General features: G+C 35.7%; 12 protein-coding genes. 5 read left to right on the plus strand and 7 right to left on the minus strand.

All coding sequences use genetic code 11. From position 1 onward, the window contains the following. Positions 1-41: 41 nt before the first annotated feature. A complete protein-coding gene (locus B176_RS0100400; protein WP_017256794.1) occupies positions 42-938 on the minus strand; it encodes a hypothetical protein in 897 nt (298 codons plus the stop codon). A 217-nt stretch (positions 939-1,155) separates the two neighbouring features. Between B176_RS0100400 and B176_RS0100405 the strand changes: the two genes are divergently transcribed. Then, entirely contained in the window at positions 1,156-2,154 is a 999-nt protein-coding gene (locus B176_RS0100405) for a fasciclin domain-containing protein (RefSeq protein WP_017256795.1), read from the plus strand. Positions 2,155-2,230: 76 nt separating this feature from the next. Here the strand turns inward: B176_RS0100405 and B176_RS0100410 are convergent, their stop codons facing one another. From B176_RS0100410 to B176_RS0100420, 3 genes are all read right to left on the minus strand, one after another. After that, complete coding sequence (locus B176_RS0100410; protein WP_017256796.1) at positions 2,231-3,391, minus strand: iron-containing alcohol dehydrogenase; 1,161 nt, start codon at positions 3,389-3,391, stop codon at positions 2,231-2,233. A gap of 61 nt (positions 3,392-3,452) precedes the next feature. Then, complete coding sequence (locus B176_RS0100415) at positions 3,453-4,448, minus strand: NADP-dependent oxidoreductase (protein WP_017256797.1); 996 nt, start codon at positions 4,446-4,448, stop codon at positions 3,453-3,455. 277 nt (positions 4,449-4,725) lie between these two features. Further along, positions 4,726-6,897, minus strand: a complete 2,172-nt coding sequence (locus B176_RS0100420) for a response regulator (protein WP_017256798.1) — start codon at positions 6,895-6,897, stop codon at positions 4,726-4,728. Between the two features lie 239 nt (positions 6,898-7,136). Here B176_RS0100420 and B176_RS0100425 point away from each other — a divergent pair, with 239 nt between their 5' ends. Further along, positions 7,137-7,562 (plus strand): hypothetical protein, encoded by a 426-nt coding sequence (locus B176_RS0100425; protein ID WP_040539644.1) that lies wholly within the window; start codon positions 7,137-7,139, stop codon positions 7,560-7,562. Positions 7,563-7,640: 78 nt separating this feature from the next. Here the strand turns inward: B176_RS0100425 and B176_RS0100430 are convergent, their stop codons facing one another. Beyond that, the gene (locus B176_RS0100430) at positions 7,641-8,546 is read right to left on the minus strand and encodes a DUF6143 family protein (RefSeq protein ID WP_017256800.1); all 906 of its coding nucleotides are present in this window, start codon (positions 8,544-8,546) and stop codon (positions 7,641-7,643) included. Positions 8,547-8,722: 176 nt separating this feature from the next. Between B176_RS0100430 and ruvX the strand changes: the two genes are divergently transcribed. The 3 genes from ruvX (at position 8,723) to B176_RS0100445 (ending at position 13,655) form a co-directional block, all read left to right on the plus strand. Then, positions 8,723-9,145 carry a Holliday junction resolvase RuvX gene (ruvX, locus tag B176_RS0100435; RefSeq protein ID WP_017256801.1) on the plus strand — a complete coding sequence of 141 codons (423 nt, stop codon included), beginning with the start codon at positions 8,723-8,725 and terminating at the stop codon, positions 9,143-9,145. A gap of 7 nt (positions 9,146-9,152) precedes the next feature. Beyond that, positions 9,153-11,264, plus strand: a complete 2,112-nt coding sequence (recQ, locus tag B176_RS0100440; RefSeq protein ID WP_017256802.1) for a DNA helicase RecQ — start codon at positions 9,153-9,155, stop codon at positions 11,262-11,264. 168 nt (positions 11,265-11,432) lie between these two features. Continuing rightward, the gene (locus B176_RS0100445; protein WP_017256803.1) at positions 11,433-13,655 is read left to right on the plus strand and encodes a DUF5686 family protein; all 2,223 of its coding nucleotides are present in this window, start codon (positions 11,433-11,435) and stop codon (positions 13,653-13,655) included. A gap of 320 nt (positions 13,656-13,975) precedes the next feature. Here the strand turns inward: B176_RS0100445 and B176_RS0100450 are convergent, their stop codons facing one another. Beyond that, on the minus strand, positions 13,976-14,869 hold the full coding sequence (locus B176_RS0100450) for a Fic family protein (protein ID WP_017256804.1): 894 nt from the start codon (positions 14,867-14,869) through the stop codon (positions 13,976-13,978). Positions 14,870-15,048: 179 nt separating this feature from the next. Next, complete coding sequence (gene rhuM / locus B176_RS18710) at positions 15,049-15,771, minus strand: RhuM family protein (RefSeq protein WP_017256805.1); 723 nt, start codon at positions 15,769-15,771, stop codon at positions 15,049-15,051. Between the last annotated feature and the right edge of the window lie 2 nt (positions 15,772-15,773).

The raw sequence follows: 15,773 nt of genomic DNA on the forward strand, positions 1-15,773 counted from the left end.
TAAAAATGCTTTCAAATCAATTGATTTGAAAGCATTTAAATCTATTTGGTTAAAGATCTGTAAATGAAGTTGTAGGTAAGGCCTGCAGAACCATAATAAGATTTTCCAACATTTCTACCATCTACAATAGCGCCACCACCAAAGCTTAAGCCAATATTTTCATCAAGAGGAGCGTAAACGGTTCCGCCAATTTTAGTGTAGTTTACCTTTGTTGCAGGGAAAAAGTTGGTAAATCCGGGTCTCAAAATATCCACACCGCTTGTAGATGTTTGGTTGCCTAATTGGCCGGCAATGTAAAACCTCGGAGTAGCTAAACCTATTTTCAGTTCACTTAAAATAGCGTTTGGTACTTCTGTTGTTCTGGCGCTATAACCAACTTGGCCGGTAATAAAAAAGCCTCTTTCATCTTTAAAATGAGCTAACAAAAAACCATTGAATGTAGTAGCCTGGTTTCCTATTGAAATAAGAGACTGTAAACTGCGCTCAACGCTGTAATTGCTTAAAGGAGTGGTAATACCTGCCGCCGCTTGGAAAGCAAGTTTTCCTTTTGTTGCAAACTGATATTTTGCAAAAGCGCTGATGTCTTGTGCTCCTCCTTGCGAATTTACATAGCCTAATCCATCTAACGCATCTTTATCGCCAGAACCTACCGTTTGTACGAAAGGTATATTTACAAGTACATCTAACTTATCTGATATCCCATAAATCCCATAAATGTTAAAACTGTTTACCGATACTTCGTTAAAAACAGGAATTTTCTCTATAGGTTCTGGAAATAAAAAAGCGCCGTTATAATGCTCATGTGTTGTAGAAAAGGTAATGCCTCCGCCTTTTTTACCCTGCATAAACCCGCTTAGTGGGCTTTGCGAAAACACATTTAATCCAACACCTAGAATAATAAAAGGGCTTAAAACTGCTGATTTAGTAAATATTTGCATGTTTATTTGTTGTGATTTTAAATTAAATTTTATAATCTGATTTTTAGTGTCAATCTATGTTTGTAATATTACATCGTTTTATGTAGAAATAAGAAAGAAGTTTCACTAAGGTTTTAATTTTTTATAAAAGTAACAACTTAATTAAAGTCTTACACGTATATCAAACAAAAAGTATTGTTTTTTACTTAAAATCTTTTGCAAATATTAATTTTTGACAATGAAAAAAAATAAATCTATAAACTCAACCATTATAGCTTGTACCACATTGCTGTTAACGCTTGTATTTGGTGGTTGCAATAAAGATAATTCCGACGTTTTACCCACAATATCACAAACTGTGGTTGGGCTTGAGGATCTTAGCCAGTTAGAATTTGCCGCTGTAAAAGGAGATTTAGTGGTGGCGCTTTCTAATAAAAATAAAACAACCGGAGCTGATGGAAACTTCACCATTTTTGCGCCTACCAATCAGGCTTTTGCAAAAATAGGATTGGTTAACCCGAGAGACTTTAACGCATTACAAACGCCTTTTCTGCTTAACGTTTTAAAATACCACGTAAGTAACGGAAATGCAAAAGATGACTTGTTAATCGGTGGTTTCAAAGTACCGTCTTTGTTGGGTCCAACCGTTAATAAAAGAATTATTATTAGAGGAACCGATAAATATGTAAACGGATCTAAAATAATTGTAACCAATACACAGGCAGATAATGGTATTGTACATGTGATAAACCGGGTTTTACTTGCTTCTGGTACTGATATCGCAAACACGGCCTTGTTTTTTGCGCAGGGCAAAGGGTTTGTACAGCCAGAATTAAGTTTTTTAGCAGAAGCACTTGTTTATTGCGATTTGTTTGCTGCTTTGGCAGATGCTAATGCAAATTATACCGTTTTTGCGCCTACAGATCAGGCTTTTAAAGATTTGGGCAAAACATTAGGAATAGAAGTTAATCAGCCATCAGACGTTAGAAAGATTGATTATACAACACTAAAGCAGATTTTGTTGAATCATGTGGTTAGCGTTGGACTTTTTACATCAGAACTTCATGCGGGTAATCTACTGGGTTTAAGTGGAAAAAACATTACACTTGGTGAGTATAATGATGGTTTATTAACTGTTAAAGGAAACGGAAATAGTGTGGTTGCAAATATGGTAATCTCGGATATACAAACTACCAATGGAGTTGTACATGTGATTGACAGGGTATTATTGCCTTAATAATAGCGTATAGCTATAATAGAAAAGGCCATTGCATTATACGCAATGGCCTTTTTATATGGGGGTAATTTGAAAATTAATAGCTCATTTCTACTATTTTTTCCACATCAGCCGGACTTAATCTTTTATGCTCACCAAGTCCCAACCAACCTCTTTCTGTGAATCTTTTGGCTATCTTTTGTGCAGTGCCCTCAAAATCTGCTGTATAATCAGAAAGCTTGGTATCAATACCTAAAGATTTAAAAAATGCTTCTGTTTTATAAATCGCAGCTTTTGCAATAGCGTCTGTATCACCTTCTCTAATTCCCCAAACTCGTTTTCCATATTGTGCTAACTTTTCGCGTTTGCTTTCAAAATTATAACGGTAGTGGCTTGGCGCAATTACAGCCAATGTACGGGCGTGGTCTATACCAAATTGTGCGGTAAGCTCATGCCCCATGGCGTGTACAGCCCAGTCTCCAGGTACTCCTTTTTGTATCAGCCCGTTTAAAGCCATGGTACAGCACCACATAAAATTAGCGGCAGCATCATAGTTTGCAGGGTCGTTGGTTACAACGGGAGCAACTTCAATTAAGGTTTGCATAATGCTTTCTGCAAAACGGTCTTGTAAAGAAGCGCCAGTTGGGTAAGTCATATATTGCTCCAGAACATGGGTAAAAGCATCAGTAATGCCATTTGCAAGTTGTCTTTGAGGGATGGATTTTACTACTTCTGGATCTAAAATAGAGAATTGAGGAAATAAACCTGGACCACCCATTCCCAATTTTTCCTGAGTTTCTCTACGTGTAATTACCGATCCCGAGTTCATTTCTGAACCTGTTGCAGGTAAGGTAAGTACCGTTCCAAAAGGCAAACCTACCTCTGTTTTAATTGCATTTTTTAAAATATCCCAAGGCGAATCACCTTTATATAACGCTGCTGCAGATAAAAATTTAGTTCCATCAATTACAGAGCCTCCGCCTACAGCTAACATGTAAGTTATATTTTCTGATTTGATGATTTTTAATGCATCCATCAGAATTTCATATTCTGGATTTGCTGGGATACCGCCAAACTCAACAACTTCGAAGTTTTTCAAAGCGTTTTTAACTTGCTCGTAAACACCATTTTTTTTGATACTTCCGCCACCGTAAAGCATCAATACTTTTGCATTGGCCGGAATTTCTGAAGCTACTTTTTCTATTTGTCCTTTACCAAAAAGAATTTTGGTTGGATTTTTAAATTCAAAATTTAACATGTTAATTTTTATTATTTATGCAAAATTAGAACATCTATGGCTTTTTATTGTTTCAGCATTGTCAGACTTTTACAACCATCTTACCATTGTTTTTCCCTTCAAATAAACCTATAAAAGCACTAGGAATATGGTCGAAACCTTCTGTAATGGTTTCTGAATAGTCAAGCTTGCCTACTTTAAGCCATTCACCTAATTGCTTTATCGCCTCAGGGAATTTTTCGGCGTAATTGCCAACAATAAATCCTTGCATTAAAACACTGTTTTTTATTAGAATAGGTTGTACCCGTGGTCCAACCGGAATTTCTGTGGCGTTGTAAAGAGAGATGGCGCCACAAACCGCTACTCTTCCAAATCTATTGATATTTGCAAGTACTGCGTCAGAGATCTCACCACCCACGTTGTCAAAATAAATATCAACACCATTGGGTGCGGCGTTTTTAATTGCTTTTTGCATGTCTTTGGTAGTTTTGTAATTAATAGCTTCATCAAAACCAAATTTTGATTTAAGCATATCTACCTTTTCATCTGTACCAGCGATACCAATTACTTTGCAACCTAAAATTTTACCGATTTGCCCAACCGCCGAACCAACAGCTCCGGCTGCGCCCGAAACAACAATGGTTTCCCCTTGCTTTGGCTTTCCAATTTCAATCAGCCCCAAATATGCAGTGAGCCCTGTCATCCCCAAAATCCCCAGATATGCTGATAGGGCTACGCCTTTATCGTCCACCTTAGTTAAAGATTTGCCAGTATTGGTTTGGAACTTTTTCCACTCCAGCATTCCAGATATAAAATCGCCAACAGCAAAATCCGAATTCTTAGATTCGATGACCTCTGCAATCATGCCCGACTGAATAGGCTTGTGTAGTTCAAAAGGTGGTATATATGATTTTGCTTCTGTCATTCTCCCTCTTAAATATGGGTCAACAGATACATAATGGGTTTTCAACAAAACTTCGCCCTCTTTTAAAGTTGGCATATTTTCTTCAACAAACTTAAAATCCGACTCAGTTGGTTTACCTTCTGGACGTTTATTTAACAAAATGACTTTATTCATCTCTACTGTTTTTAATACGATATATCTTTTTGACCAAAAAAACTGAAACCCCTTGGTATTAGCGTTTATTTCCCTATCAAAACGAACAAGTATCAAGCCACTAAGCGTTATTAAAAAGAGAACTAGTATCCTTAACATTTAGTTGACAATTCTTGGGGATATTAAGCATACGGTAAAGCAAAAGCTTTTTGGAAAAACGCTGCTTAAGATTGCCGTGAAACGGATGGATGCCCATAAAATTGATTTATGGACAGCTTTTAACAGAGAATTAAAGCAACTAGTGCAACAAACTTTTATCAGTTATTAATTGATTTAAGCTGGTATAAAGCGTTTGCTGATTAAACGGTTTTACGATGTGACCATCCATTCCAGCGGCTAGGTAACCGTCTAAATCTTCCGAAAAGGCATTAGCGGTTATTGCCAAAATTGGTATGTTCGCCTTGTCTATATCGGTGTGCGAACGTATTTTTTTGGTAAGTTCAACACCGTTTAATATGGGCATTTGTATGTCTGTTAAAATAACATCGTAACTATTACGTAAAAATAATTGGTAAGCTATTTCTCCGTTTTCTGCAGCCTCGCATATTATTGATTGTTTTTCGAGGATGATTCTTAGAATTTTAATATTCAACTCATTATCGTCTACAATCAAAACCTTTTTAATTGGCAGGTTTGCCCAGTTTACAGTTTCCAACGGTAGAGCAGTCAGTTTATTGGTAGCCGGTTTGGTTTGTTGATTTTCTAAAATAGGGTAAGCTATTTCTACAGTAAACGTAGAACCTTTCCCCACTTCGCTTTCAATGGCGATAATTCCTTTTTGTGCTTCAATAATTTTTTTGGTGATACTTAGCCCAAGTCCCGTACCTATTTTTTTATTGTCATTATTATGGTCTTCCAGTTGGCTAAACTCATCAAAAAGCATATCAAAATTCTTTTTTTCGATACCAACTCCAGTATCACTAACAGCTAGTTGAATTATAGAATTCTTTAACAGCTTACAAGCGATAATTACGGCACCTTTGTCTGTGAACTTTATCGCATTATTAACCAAGTTGATAAGCACCTGTTTAAATCGGTATTCATCACCAAAAAGAATTAGATCTTTGTCAATAGAAAAACTCGCGGTTAACTTCAAATTTTTCTGATTAGCCAAGCCTATCAAGGTTTTTACCACATCGTTTACAGCTTCATAAGGTTTAAAATTACCAGCATTTAATGTAAGCTTGCCCACCTCTAACTTCGAAAAATCAAGAATATCATTTACTAAAGAAAGCAACATTTGGGAGGATGTTCTAATTGCGTTGAGGTAGCTCTCTCTGTCTTTGTCAGAAACATCATCTAATGCCAATTGATCAGAAAAACCAACAATCGCGTTTAAGGGAGTTCGTATCTCGTGGCTCAAATGCGCTAAATAAGCACTTTTTTGTTTAGTTTGGCCAACCGCAATTCCTTTTGCTTTTTTTAGCTGGTGTTCAAAACCGTGTAGGCGCCAAATGTTGAAAACAATGATTAATGCCAATATAAGTGCTAAAATGAGCAACATACGGCTGTCTCTATTTAATGCGCTTAGGTTATTATTAGCCGAGGTTTTTAAACCACCCCTGTATAAAATATCGGCTTGGGCTTCTTGTAATTTTAATTCGCGGAGTAATGAGGAAAGTTCGAATAAAAGGACTGTATTAGCGTTGATAATATCGTTTTCGCGACTTTTGATATTGTTGTTATTCGCAATTAGAGCTTTTACGCTACGCCTAAATAATCTGTTCAATTTAATTAAAGAGAGGCTGTCTTGACTGGTTTTGCTTTTTATTAACAGATTGTTGGTTGTAATTATAGTATCAGTTGAGCTCTTTTCTTTGTTGGCAATTGCATCTCCTAATCTGTTGAGTAGATTTTTCTTTGCCCCGTCGTTTACCTTTATTAAGGTGTCGGTCGTTTGTGATAAAATGCTTTGTACATCTTTAAGCCTAAAAGGTTTGAAGTAAATGGGTTGGTTTTTATCTATGTCGGCAAGTTGCTCTGTGGCTAAAAGTAAAGAGTCATTTATCGCTTTTAGCTTGATGATTAGAACTGAGTTGCGTTCTCTGTTAGCGAGGATAGTTTTTAAGTTGATGTTTTTTTCAAGGTCTTGCTTTTTTCGATAGTTTTGGATGCTCTCTATGTTACCGCTTAATAACAATAAACCGTTCTTATAATCTTGGTAAAACTGGGGTTGGCGTGTGTTAAGATATGTTCTAAAACTGTTCTCAGTATTAAGAAGCGTTAAAAAGGTGAGGTCGATTTTATCGATAAGCAACGAACGGTCATCAAGCTGGTTTACGGTATTTTGTAATTGATCAGAAACTGTTTTTCTTTTTACTGATACGTAAATAAGTTGTAGCAGAACGAATGTAAGTACTACAATTACCACGTAGCGATAATTCATGGTTATGGGATTTTTATCCGCCATTTTATGTTTTCTTAGAATGTCGCAAAGATAATCATATTTGTACTTGGTTCAAGAGCTTTGCTAAATAATGCTTACTTGTGGTTAAACCAATCACTTGTTGTACGCAATTATTTTAAACACAGAGGCAATTTGTAGCTTGGGTTATGTTTTTCCATTTTTTTTGGTTAGCTCAATTAAGGCAAATCCTTATTGAAAGCACTTTAAATAATATTTCTATTATCTTTGTTAAAAAAACGACTATGTTAGCAGGACTATTGCATCTCCACTCGGCATTAAGATATGTGATCTTAATACTTGTTTTAATTTCAATTTTTCAGGCTTTTACTGCTGGTAATAAACCATACACTGCCGGCAATAAAAAGATAAACCTGTTTACTTTAATTAGTGCACACATTCAATTATTATTAGGTTTAGTACTTTACTTCACCAGTGATTGGGTTAATTTTTCTCAGATGAGTAACCCGGTTTACAGATATTGGAATGTTGAGCACATTAGTATGATGGTTTTAGCGATTGTATTGATTACTATTGGTTATTCCAAAGCGAAAAAGGCAATTGATGATAAGGCAAAGCACAGAGCGATCTATACTTTTTATACCATTGCGGTAGTCATAATATTTTTAGGAATTTTAACCATGAAGGGACGTAACCTTTGGTGGAACTAAAGAAGCATTAAAAATATTAGATAAAAAAAATGGATTTATCATTCGATAAATCCATTTTTTTTGGAAGCTTGTTTCTCTTTATCTCAAGCTAAAAGTTCCTTTACCCATGGTATAACCATCGGCATACAAAATAACAGTATAAGTACCTACCTCAAACGGGCTTCGGTTTGTCCAGTCTAACATGTACGTTTTTCCGTCACTATTAAACTCAATGGCCGTTTTATAAGTGTATTGGAGCTGTTGCTCGTTAGCCATAAAAGCACCTCCCTCTCCAATAATTAAATTGCCGGCAGGGTCTAAAATGCGCATAAATACATCATGCATGCCTTTTTCTGCAATTGGATTGGTGTTTATCGCAAACCGCACTTTAATTTTTTGTGCAGTGCTGGCTCTCGTTACATCTGTCTCTTTTCCGCTAGATTTTATTCTGAAAGCCATAATATCAACAGCAGAGGTTTTTAAAGCGGCACCTGCTTTTACACGGACATTAAGCGAATCGTTGCTTTTGCTTAACCGTGTAGCTAATTGCTTAACATCGTTAACTGTAGACTTTAAACTATCTCTTTCGCCCGTTAAAGCATTGTTTTTCTTGATTAAATCATCAATATCATTGGTGTATTTACCAACAAAATATTTTAGTTGTTTTACGTCTTCTCGGGCTTTAGCCAACTCACCTGCAGTTAGTTTACCTTTACCTAAGGCTACTCTAAGTTGTGCTATTTTAGTTTTTAGTTCTTCGTCTTTAACTTTTAGTTCTTCAGATAGTTCTCCACTAGAACTGTTAGCTTGGTCTAACTCTGTTTCAAGTTTTTCTAGTTCGGTTTGTAAGGCAGTTTTTTCATCACTTACAGTTACTATTCTTTGGTCAGATTTGTTTTTCTGAAAGAATAGATAAACGTTTGTACCTAACAGCGCAACTATTACCGCGATAAGAAAATAGATCTTATTGGTGTCTTTTTTCTTTTTTTGTTCTTGATTGTCCATTTTTAATAATTGTGTTTTGCCAAATTAACAAAAATTGTTCCAATAATTTGACAGGTTGATTACAAAAGGTTAGGGTATTAGAACGCTATTTCTTCTGGAATAATATAAATCGTTTTTAACGAGCTTAATTCTTTAATTTTGAGCTATCCTGTTAACCTCAGTTTTATAAATAAAAAATGGCAAGAATAATGGCTTTTGATTTTGGGACCAAACGACTGGGAATAGCCGTAACAGATCCACTGAAAATTTTCGCTACTGCTTTAACCACCATCCATCCAAAAGATATTGTTTCTTTTCTCCAAACATATTTACAAAGCGAGGAGGTAGAACTATTTGTTGTTGGCGAGCCAAAGCAAATGGATGGTACAGCATCGCAATCTGCACAACAGGTAAAAGGTTTTGCAAGCCTGCTAAAGAAAAAATTCCCTACTATTCCCATAGCGATGATGGACGAGCGTTTTACTTCTAAAATGGCTTCGGCTACCATTGCGCAAAGTGGTTTGAAAAAAATGGCAAGACAAAACAAAGCGCTTATTGATACCATTTCGGCAACAATTATTCTACAATCATATTTAGAAAAAACGAGTCTTAACTTTTAACTTTAAAATGCTTTCCCCAAATAAACTGCTTAAAAAATATTTTGGTTATGATAGTTTTCGTCCGCAACAGCAAGAAATTATTGAAACCACTTTAAGCCATGCAGATTCTTTGGTGTTAATGCCAACGGGTGGTGGAAAGTCGCTCTGTTTTCAAATTCCGGCTTTAATGCTTCCCGGTACCGCTTTGGTTATTTCGCCTTTAATTTCTTTGATGAAAGACCAAGTTGATGCCTTAAACAATAACGGAATTCCCGCTGCATTTTTAAATAGCTCGCAAACCTTTGAACAGCAACAGTACATTTTAAACGCTTGTCACGAACAACAGATTAAGTTGTTGTATGTTTCGCCAGAAAAACTGATATCAGATATGGATGTGATAGGGCAGGCTTGTAAAATAAGTTTATTTGCAATTGATGAAGCACATTGTATCTCTGCTTGGGGGCATGATTTTAGGCCAGAATATACGCAGTTGGGCTTTCTTCGAGAAAAATTTGCTCACGTTCCATTTATCGCATTAACCGCTACCGCAGATAAAGTTACCCGTAGAGATATTGTTAATCAATTACGATTGCGAAACCCACAGGTATTCTTGAGCTCTTTTGACCGTAAAAATTTGAGTTTAGATGTTAGAATCGGTACTAAGCCAAAAGAAAAAATTAAAGAAATTATTGATTTTGTAAATGATCGTAAAGACCAAAGTGGTATAATTTACTGTTTAAGCAGAAAAAAGTGCGAAGAAGCTTATGAGGCGTTAGCAAATGCTGGAATTAGCGCTATGTTTTACCATGCCGGGATGAATAGCGAAGTTCGGTCTTCCGTTCAGGAGCGTTTTATTAATGACGAGTTACAGATAGTTTGTGCCACAGTTGCTTTTGGTATGGGGATCGATAAATCTAACGTACGTTGGGTTATCCATTACAACCTGCCCAAAAATATGGAAGGTTATTATCAAGAAATTGGCCGGGCTGGGCGTGATGGTTTGCCCTCCGAAACTATTTTATATTACAACTATGCTGACATGGCTATGCTTAGTAAATTTGCCGCAGATGGTGCATTAGCAGAGGTGAATTTAGAAAAATTAAAACGCATACAGCATTATGCCGAAGCTGACAGTTGCCGGAGAAAAATATTACTCAACTACTTTTCAGAAAACCTAACGGAAAACTGTGGCAATTGCGATGTGTGTGATAATCCGCGGAAGCATTTTGATGGAACCGTAACTGTACAAAAAGCACTTTCGGCAATTATTAGAACTGGCGAGAAAGAAGCCGTAAGAATGATTATTGATATTTTACGCGGTTCTAAAAAACAAGACTTGGTTGCTGCCGGGTATGATAAGCTTAAAACTCACGGCGCAGGGCAGGAGATTCCAGCTTTTGATTGGGAACGCTATATCATGCAAATGCTAAACATTGGTCTTTTAGAGTTAGCTTACGATGAGAATTTTGCGCTAAAAGTAACCGAGTTTGGTAAGCAGGTTTTGTTTGAAGGGCAAAAAATAGAGCTAACGGTACTTCAAAGTTTAAAAACTGCCGAACCAGCTACAAAAACCCGAAAAACAAAAACAATTAGTTCGGATGAAGAGCTATTTAATAAGCTAAGAACAGTGAGGAGTAAGCTAGCTAAAGAAGAAAATGTGCCAGCCTATGTAATTTTTTCTGATGCTACTCTTAGAGAAATGGCGCAGGATAAACCAATTACCCCGTCAGATTTGTTGACGGTAGGCGGTGTTGGTGAGCATAAGTTAGATAAGTACGGTTCCTATTTTTTAGATGCCATTATTGATTTTAACCCAAACGCATCGGCGAAAGCCAAAGGCAGTACTTATAAAGATACACTTGCATTGCTAAAACAAAATGTAAGCGTACAGCAGATTGCCCAATCGCGGAATTTGGAGTTGACTACTGTTTATTCGCATATAGCCCAACTTTATTTAAACGGCGACCTCAGCAGTTTGTCCTCCTACATTACCGAAGAAGAAGTTGTGGAAATTAAAGAAGCAAGCATTCGGATTGGGAACGTGAGAGCCTTAAAACCCATTTTTGTAGAATTAAATGAACGTTTACCCTATTATAAAATACGTTTAGCTTTGGCTATCTTAGAAAAAAGAAGCTCCTAACTATGCAAATTTAAAATATTGGCATAGAAATTAGTAACCCCTTACTAATTGTTAACGGCGTTTTTGTAGCTTACCAATTATTCTTTTGTTTTTAAGCAATCCAAAAACAGGAATGTCGTTATTGTTTATCACGATTTATTTAAGACCAAATAAGGATTCATTTTATTGATGATAGAAGTACAAAAAGAAAAATATAAATTTATTACAAAAAAGCACTCTTATTTAACGGGAGTGCTTTTGTTGTCTTTTGTGGTTCTCTGTCCTCTTTTTTCGAAAGGAACAACACACAAAACGTTATTAATTAAAGACTCTATAGACTGGGTAAACCAATTTATGCTTGATGTGATTAAATTGCAAAAGCAAAGACGAGATGTGGTATTTACCAAAGAAACCTACATTAAAAACAGGTTAATTTTAGATCAGGGGCCAAAAAGAATGTTTGGCAAAACAATCAATTATTACAGCAATATCAATACGAATCAGTTGGTTTGGCTCAACGAAAGCTACTCGCAATTACATTTTAGCAAAAAGGATGGTTATAAAGAGCGGGTGAATGCTACCAAAAGTTACGGTAAATATCCGTCGTGGGAGTTTAAAAGTGCGGCGCAGCTCAGTCTTAATTTTAGTGAGAATTTTATAAAATTTGAATCTCTTAGCGACAAAAACTTTGTTTCTCCCTTAGCACAAAATGCTTTTAATTTTTACGATTATAGGCTTATAGCAAAAGATAACGAAAAGGTAGTAATTCAGGTTATCCCGAAACATCGCTTTTCTCCTACTTTTGAAGGTCAGCTCACTTTTAATATCAATTCTTGCCAGTTAGCGCACCTTGATCTAAAAATAAATGGTGATAAAGGCATCAACTTTATCGACAGCTTGCAGGTTGTTCAAGAATATCCTAAAGATAGCACAGTGCCCACTTATACCTTGTTGAAATACAAAGGAGGGGTTTTAAAGTTTTATTTTTCGGGAAGTAGCCAAGCTGTTTTTACAGATGAGAAAAGTCCAAGTGAATTCTATCAGGATTTTAGAAAGCAAGAAGTTGTGAAAGATGATTCATCTGCTTATCGCTCGCGACTGTTAAAAGCCAATAGAAAAATTCCGCTAACTGTGCAGGAACGTTTGGCTTCAGAATACCAAGATTCTATCAATCGCCAGAGGAAACGTAATCCGATTATAGATTCGCTAGAGCGATTAAATTCGAGGGTAGGAATTTTACCCTTACTTTTTACAGAGAAGGAGTGGACCAATGAAAAGCGAGGTTTAGCAATTGTTTTTGATCCTATTGCACCAGCTTTTTTCTTTAATACCGTGGAAGGTTTTGGTGTGAATTACGGGGTGTCTTTTCTGAAATTTGCAAAAAACAATACCAGTTGGTCTGTAACGCCGAGGTTAAGGTATGGTTTTGGAAATCAGGAGCTAAATTCTGACCTTTCTGCATCGTGGTATTACAAACCTAAAAAGCGGGGAACCTTAAATTTTAGTATAGGCAGCACCTACTTGGATTTAAATCCCAACGGTAGCTTAACTACGCTACAGAATACTTTAAACACTTTGTTTTTTGAGCAGAATTTCATGAAACTTTACCGGAAGGAATATATAAGTGCTGGTATTGGTAGAGAGTTGGTGGGCAACCTTTATTTATCATTTGGTGCCGAGGTTTCTAAAAATTATTCGGTTAGCAACACCCAAGGTTTTGTTTTTAGGGATATCAAGTATAGAAACTACAGCTCTAATAATCCAATTGACCCAGCTTTAGAAGACAAACTTTTTCCAGCTTATACCTCTTTTTTTATAAACTCATCCTTAATTTACACCCTAAAGCAACCGTATATTACCAAGGATAAGATTAAGATTTACAAACTACCCTTGGGTCCAAGGTTTGTTTTCTCTTATAAGAGGGGCATACCAAACATGTTCCACTCTACCTCCGATTATAATTATGTAGAGCTTGAAATTCAGCATGAAAAATTGGATATGGGTTTATGGGGCTATGGTTCTTATTCGGTGTCTGCCGGTAAATTTATTAATCGTAAAACAGCTTATTACCCCGAGTGGCGTCATTTTAGTGGTAACTTAGCCTTAATATTTAATCCCAGTTTAAGGAGTTTCCACTTGTTAGATTTTTATACCTACAGTACCGATCAGTATTTTTTTGAAGGGCATTTTGAACATAATTTTAACCAGTATTTTTCTAACAGAGTGCCACAGTTGAGAAAGCTAAAATTACAAGAGCTTGTTGGTGGGGGCTATCTTTATCAACCGGAAAAAGGAAATTACTTAGAGGTTTATGTAGGTTTAAAGCGCCTATTCTTTAGAGCCGATTATGCGGTTTCTTTTAATGATTCGGGCCTATTGAATCACGGGTTTAAAATCTCCTATAATTTTTAGGATGTTTTATTGATTAGAGAAATGGAGCGATTAAATTCCGTTAACCCAAATCCATTCCATTTATAAACGTAGCAACGAAATGTGTAATCTTTTTCAATAGCCTGTCGGCCAGTGGTTTTCGTTTTAACAAACTTGGCTTTTCTCCTTTAATAAGTTCTAAACTTCGTCTTTAAGTGGTTCTCTTTCTGCAAAAAGGTAATCATCAATCAGTTTCTGTGTACGTTCGGCAGATAGGTTTTCTTCCTTTACTATTTTAGAAAACTTGAATCTTGAGCTAGTTATGTATGAGTTGTATCTTCTACAGAATCTATTTGTTTAGGTCAATCAAAATCAATTTCAAAATACTTTAAAATAGCTTTGTAATTATCCTGAGCTGTAAGACAAGTATCTAACAAGTATTCTTTTATACAGCTCCACTGTTGCAAACCACGATAATAAAACAACTTTAAATCATCGTCAATAATAAAAGGTACAATATTGTTAGCAAGGCATTCTTTAAATAATATTAGTCGGCCTACCCGTCCGTTGCCATCCTGAAAAGGATGAATAATCTCAAACCGGTAGTGAAAGTCGATAATGTCTTTTAAAGTTTTTTTCTCAATGTTATAATAATCAGAGAGCAGTTCTCTAATTTTTAGTGCAACTTCTTTGGGATGGCAAGTTTCGTTGCCTCCTACTTCATTAGGGAGTTTTTTATATTCACCAACCTTAAACCAATCTTTACTACTGTCTGATGTACCTGATTTTAATAGGAAATGAAGTTCCTTAATCAAAGATTCTGTCAGTTTTGATTTTGCCTTATCGATAATAAGATCAATACAGCGAAAGTGATTAGAGGTTTCAATAATGTCATCAACATTCACGCTTTCTTTAGAAATCCCGATAGTATTGGTTTCAAAAATATAGCGTGTTTGCTCATGAGTTAGTTTACTTCCTTCTATTCTATTAGAATTATAAGTTAAGTCAATCTGTGTTCGGTGGTAGATGCCACCTTTAAGTTTCATGTCTTTTTGCTCTTTTAAGTAGTTGAGCAAAATATTATCACTAAATTTTTTCTTGTTTTCTTTTTCTGGCAATGATGCGTCTTCCGGAATATTCCAAGTTTTACCTGTTAAAAAAGCTCCACTGAGTTTGTCTTTAGCGCAGTAATTTCTAACAGTTCTTTCGGGACTATTCCATTTTTTAGCAAACTCTCCAACAGACAAAAATCTCATTGTTATTGATATTTATCGGCAAAGATACCATTAAAATGGATTTAAAATAGCGGATTATTGCCGATAACGGCAAGTAGATAAATTGGAGAAGGGGTTTTTATCCAAATAAATTTTGGAGTAGATATTTTTTTTGGAGTTCGTATTGTGTTAATATATTCTTTTCTATCTCTATTTTTTCATTAATTGAAGCAAGAATTAGTAATGAAAGATTGTTCTGACTCATCTATCGGTAGTGGCAATTCAGCACCATTTAGAAAATCTTTATTGTTAATGTTCATTGTGTTTTTCGCACCTTTTTGAACCAAAGGATTTAAATAATTATACGTATTGACTGTAATGGCAAAAAGTAATTTATTCTGCGTTTCGGAAAAAAACATTTGTGTGGCTTTATCGGTCTTGTCATAATCATTACTCAGCGTAAACAAATCTCGAACTTTTTGATAAAATCGTTTTTCAGAAGCTCGAATATCCCGTATGCGAGCTAGTAATTCATCAAAATAATCAGGTCTACCATCAGGGTTTTTTAGGCGTTCATCATCCATCAAAAAACCCTTAATCATATATTTTTTGAGATTGCGATTTGCCCACTGTCTAAATTGTGTCCCTCGCTTGCTTCTCACCCGAAAACCAATTGCCAAAATCATATCCAAACTGTAGAAAGTAACGGAGTACTTTTTGCCATCAGTGGCAGTTGTCAAGTAATTCTTTACAACTGATTCTGAATCTAACTCTTTGTCTTCTAATACATTATTGACATGTTGACCTATATTCTGTTTAGAGGTGTCAAAAAGTTCTGCTAACTGATTTTGATTCATCCATACAGAACCATCTTTTGCATATAAAGCAATAGAAACTTTACCGTCTTGAGTTTTGTAAATGATGATATTTTTCTCTTCACTCATAA

Source organism: Pedobacter arcticus A12, assembly GCF_000302595.1.
Lineage (GTDB): Bacteria > Bacteroidota > Bacteroidia > Sphingobacteriales > Sphingobacteriaceae > Pseudopedobacter > Pseudopedobacter arcticus.

Coding starts and splice junctions, on each gene's coding strand:
- B176_RS0100400 (WP_017256794.1), bottom strand. CDS start 938: ATGCAAATATTTACTAAATCAGCAGTTTTAAGCCCTTTTATTATTCTA.
- B176_RS0100405 (WP_017256795.1), top strand. CDS start 1,156: ATGAAAAAAAATAAATCTATAAACTCAACCATTATAGCTTGTACCACA.
- B176_RS0100410 (WP_017256796.1), bottom strand. CDS start 3,391: ATGTTAAATTTTGAATTTAAAAATCCAACCAAAATTCTTTTTGGTAAA.
- B176_RS0100415 (WP_017256797.1), bottom strand. CDS start 4,448: ATGAATAAAGTCATTTTGTTAAATAAACGTCCAGAAGGTAAACCAACT.
- B176_RS0100420 (WP_017256798.1), bottom strand. CDS start 6,897: ATGGCGGATAAAAATCCCATAACCATGAATTATCGCTACGTGGTAATT.
- B176_RS0100425 (WP_040539644.1), top strand. CDS start 7,137: ATGTTAGCAGGACTATTGCATCTCCACTCGGCATTAAGATATGTGATC.
- B176_RS0100430 (WP_017256800.1), bottom strand. CDS start 8,546: ATGGACAATCAAGAACAAAAAAAGAAAAAAGACACCAATAAGATCTAT.
- ruvX (WP_017256801.1), top strand. CDS start 8,723: ATGGCAAGAATAATGGCTTTTGATTTTGGGACCAAACGACTGGGAATA.
- recQ (WP_017256802.1), top strand. CDS start 9,153: ATGCTTTCCCCAAATAAACTGCTTAAAAAATATTTTGGTTATGATAGT.
- B176_RS0100445 (WP_017256803.1), top strand. CDS start 11,433: ATGATAGAAGTACAAAAAGAAAAATATAAATTTATTACAAAAAAGCAC.
- B176_RS0100450 (WP_017256804.1), bottom strand. CDS start 14,869: ATGAGATTTTTGTCTGTTGGAGAGTTTGCTAAAAAATGGAATAGTCCC.
- rhuM (WP_017256805.1), bottom strand. CDS start 15,771: ATGAGTGAAGAGAAAAATATCATCATTTACAAAACTCAAGACGGTAAA.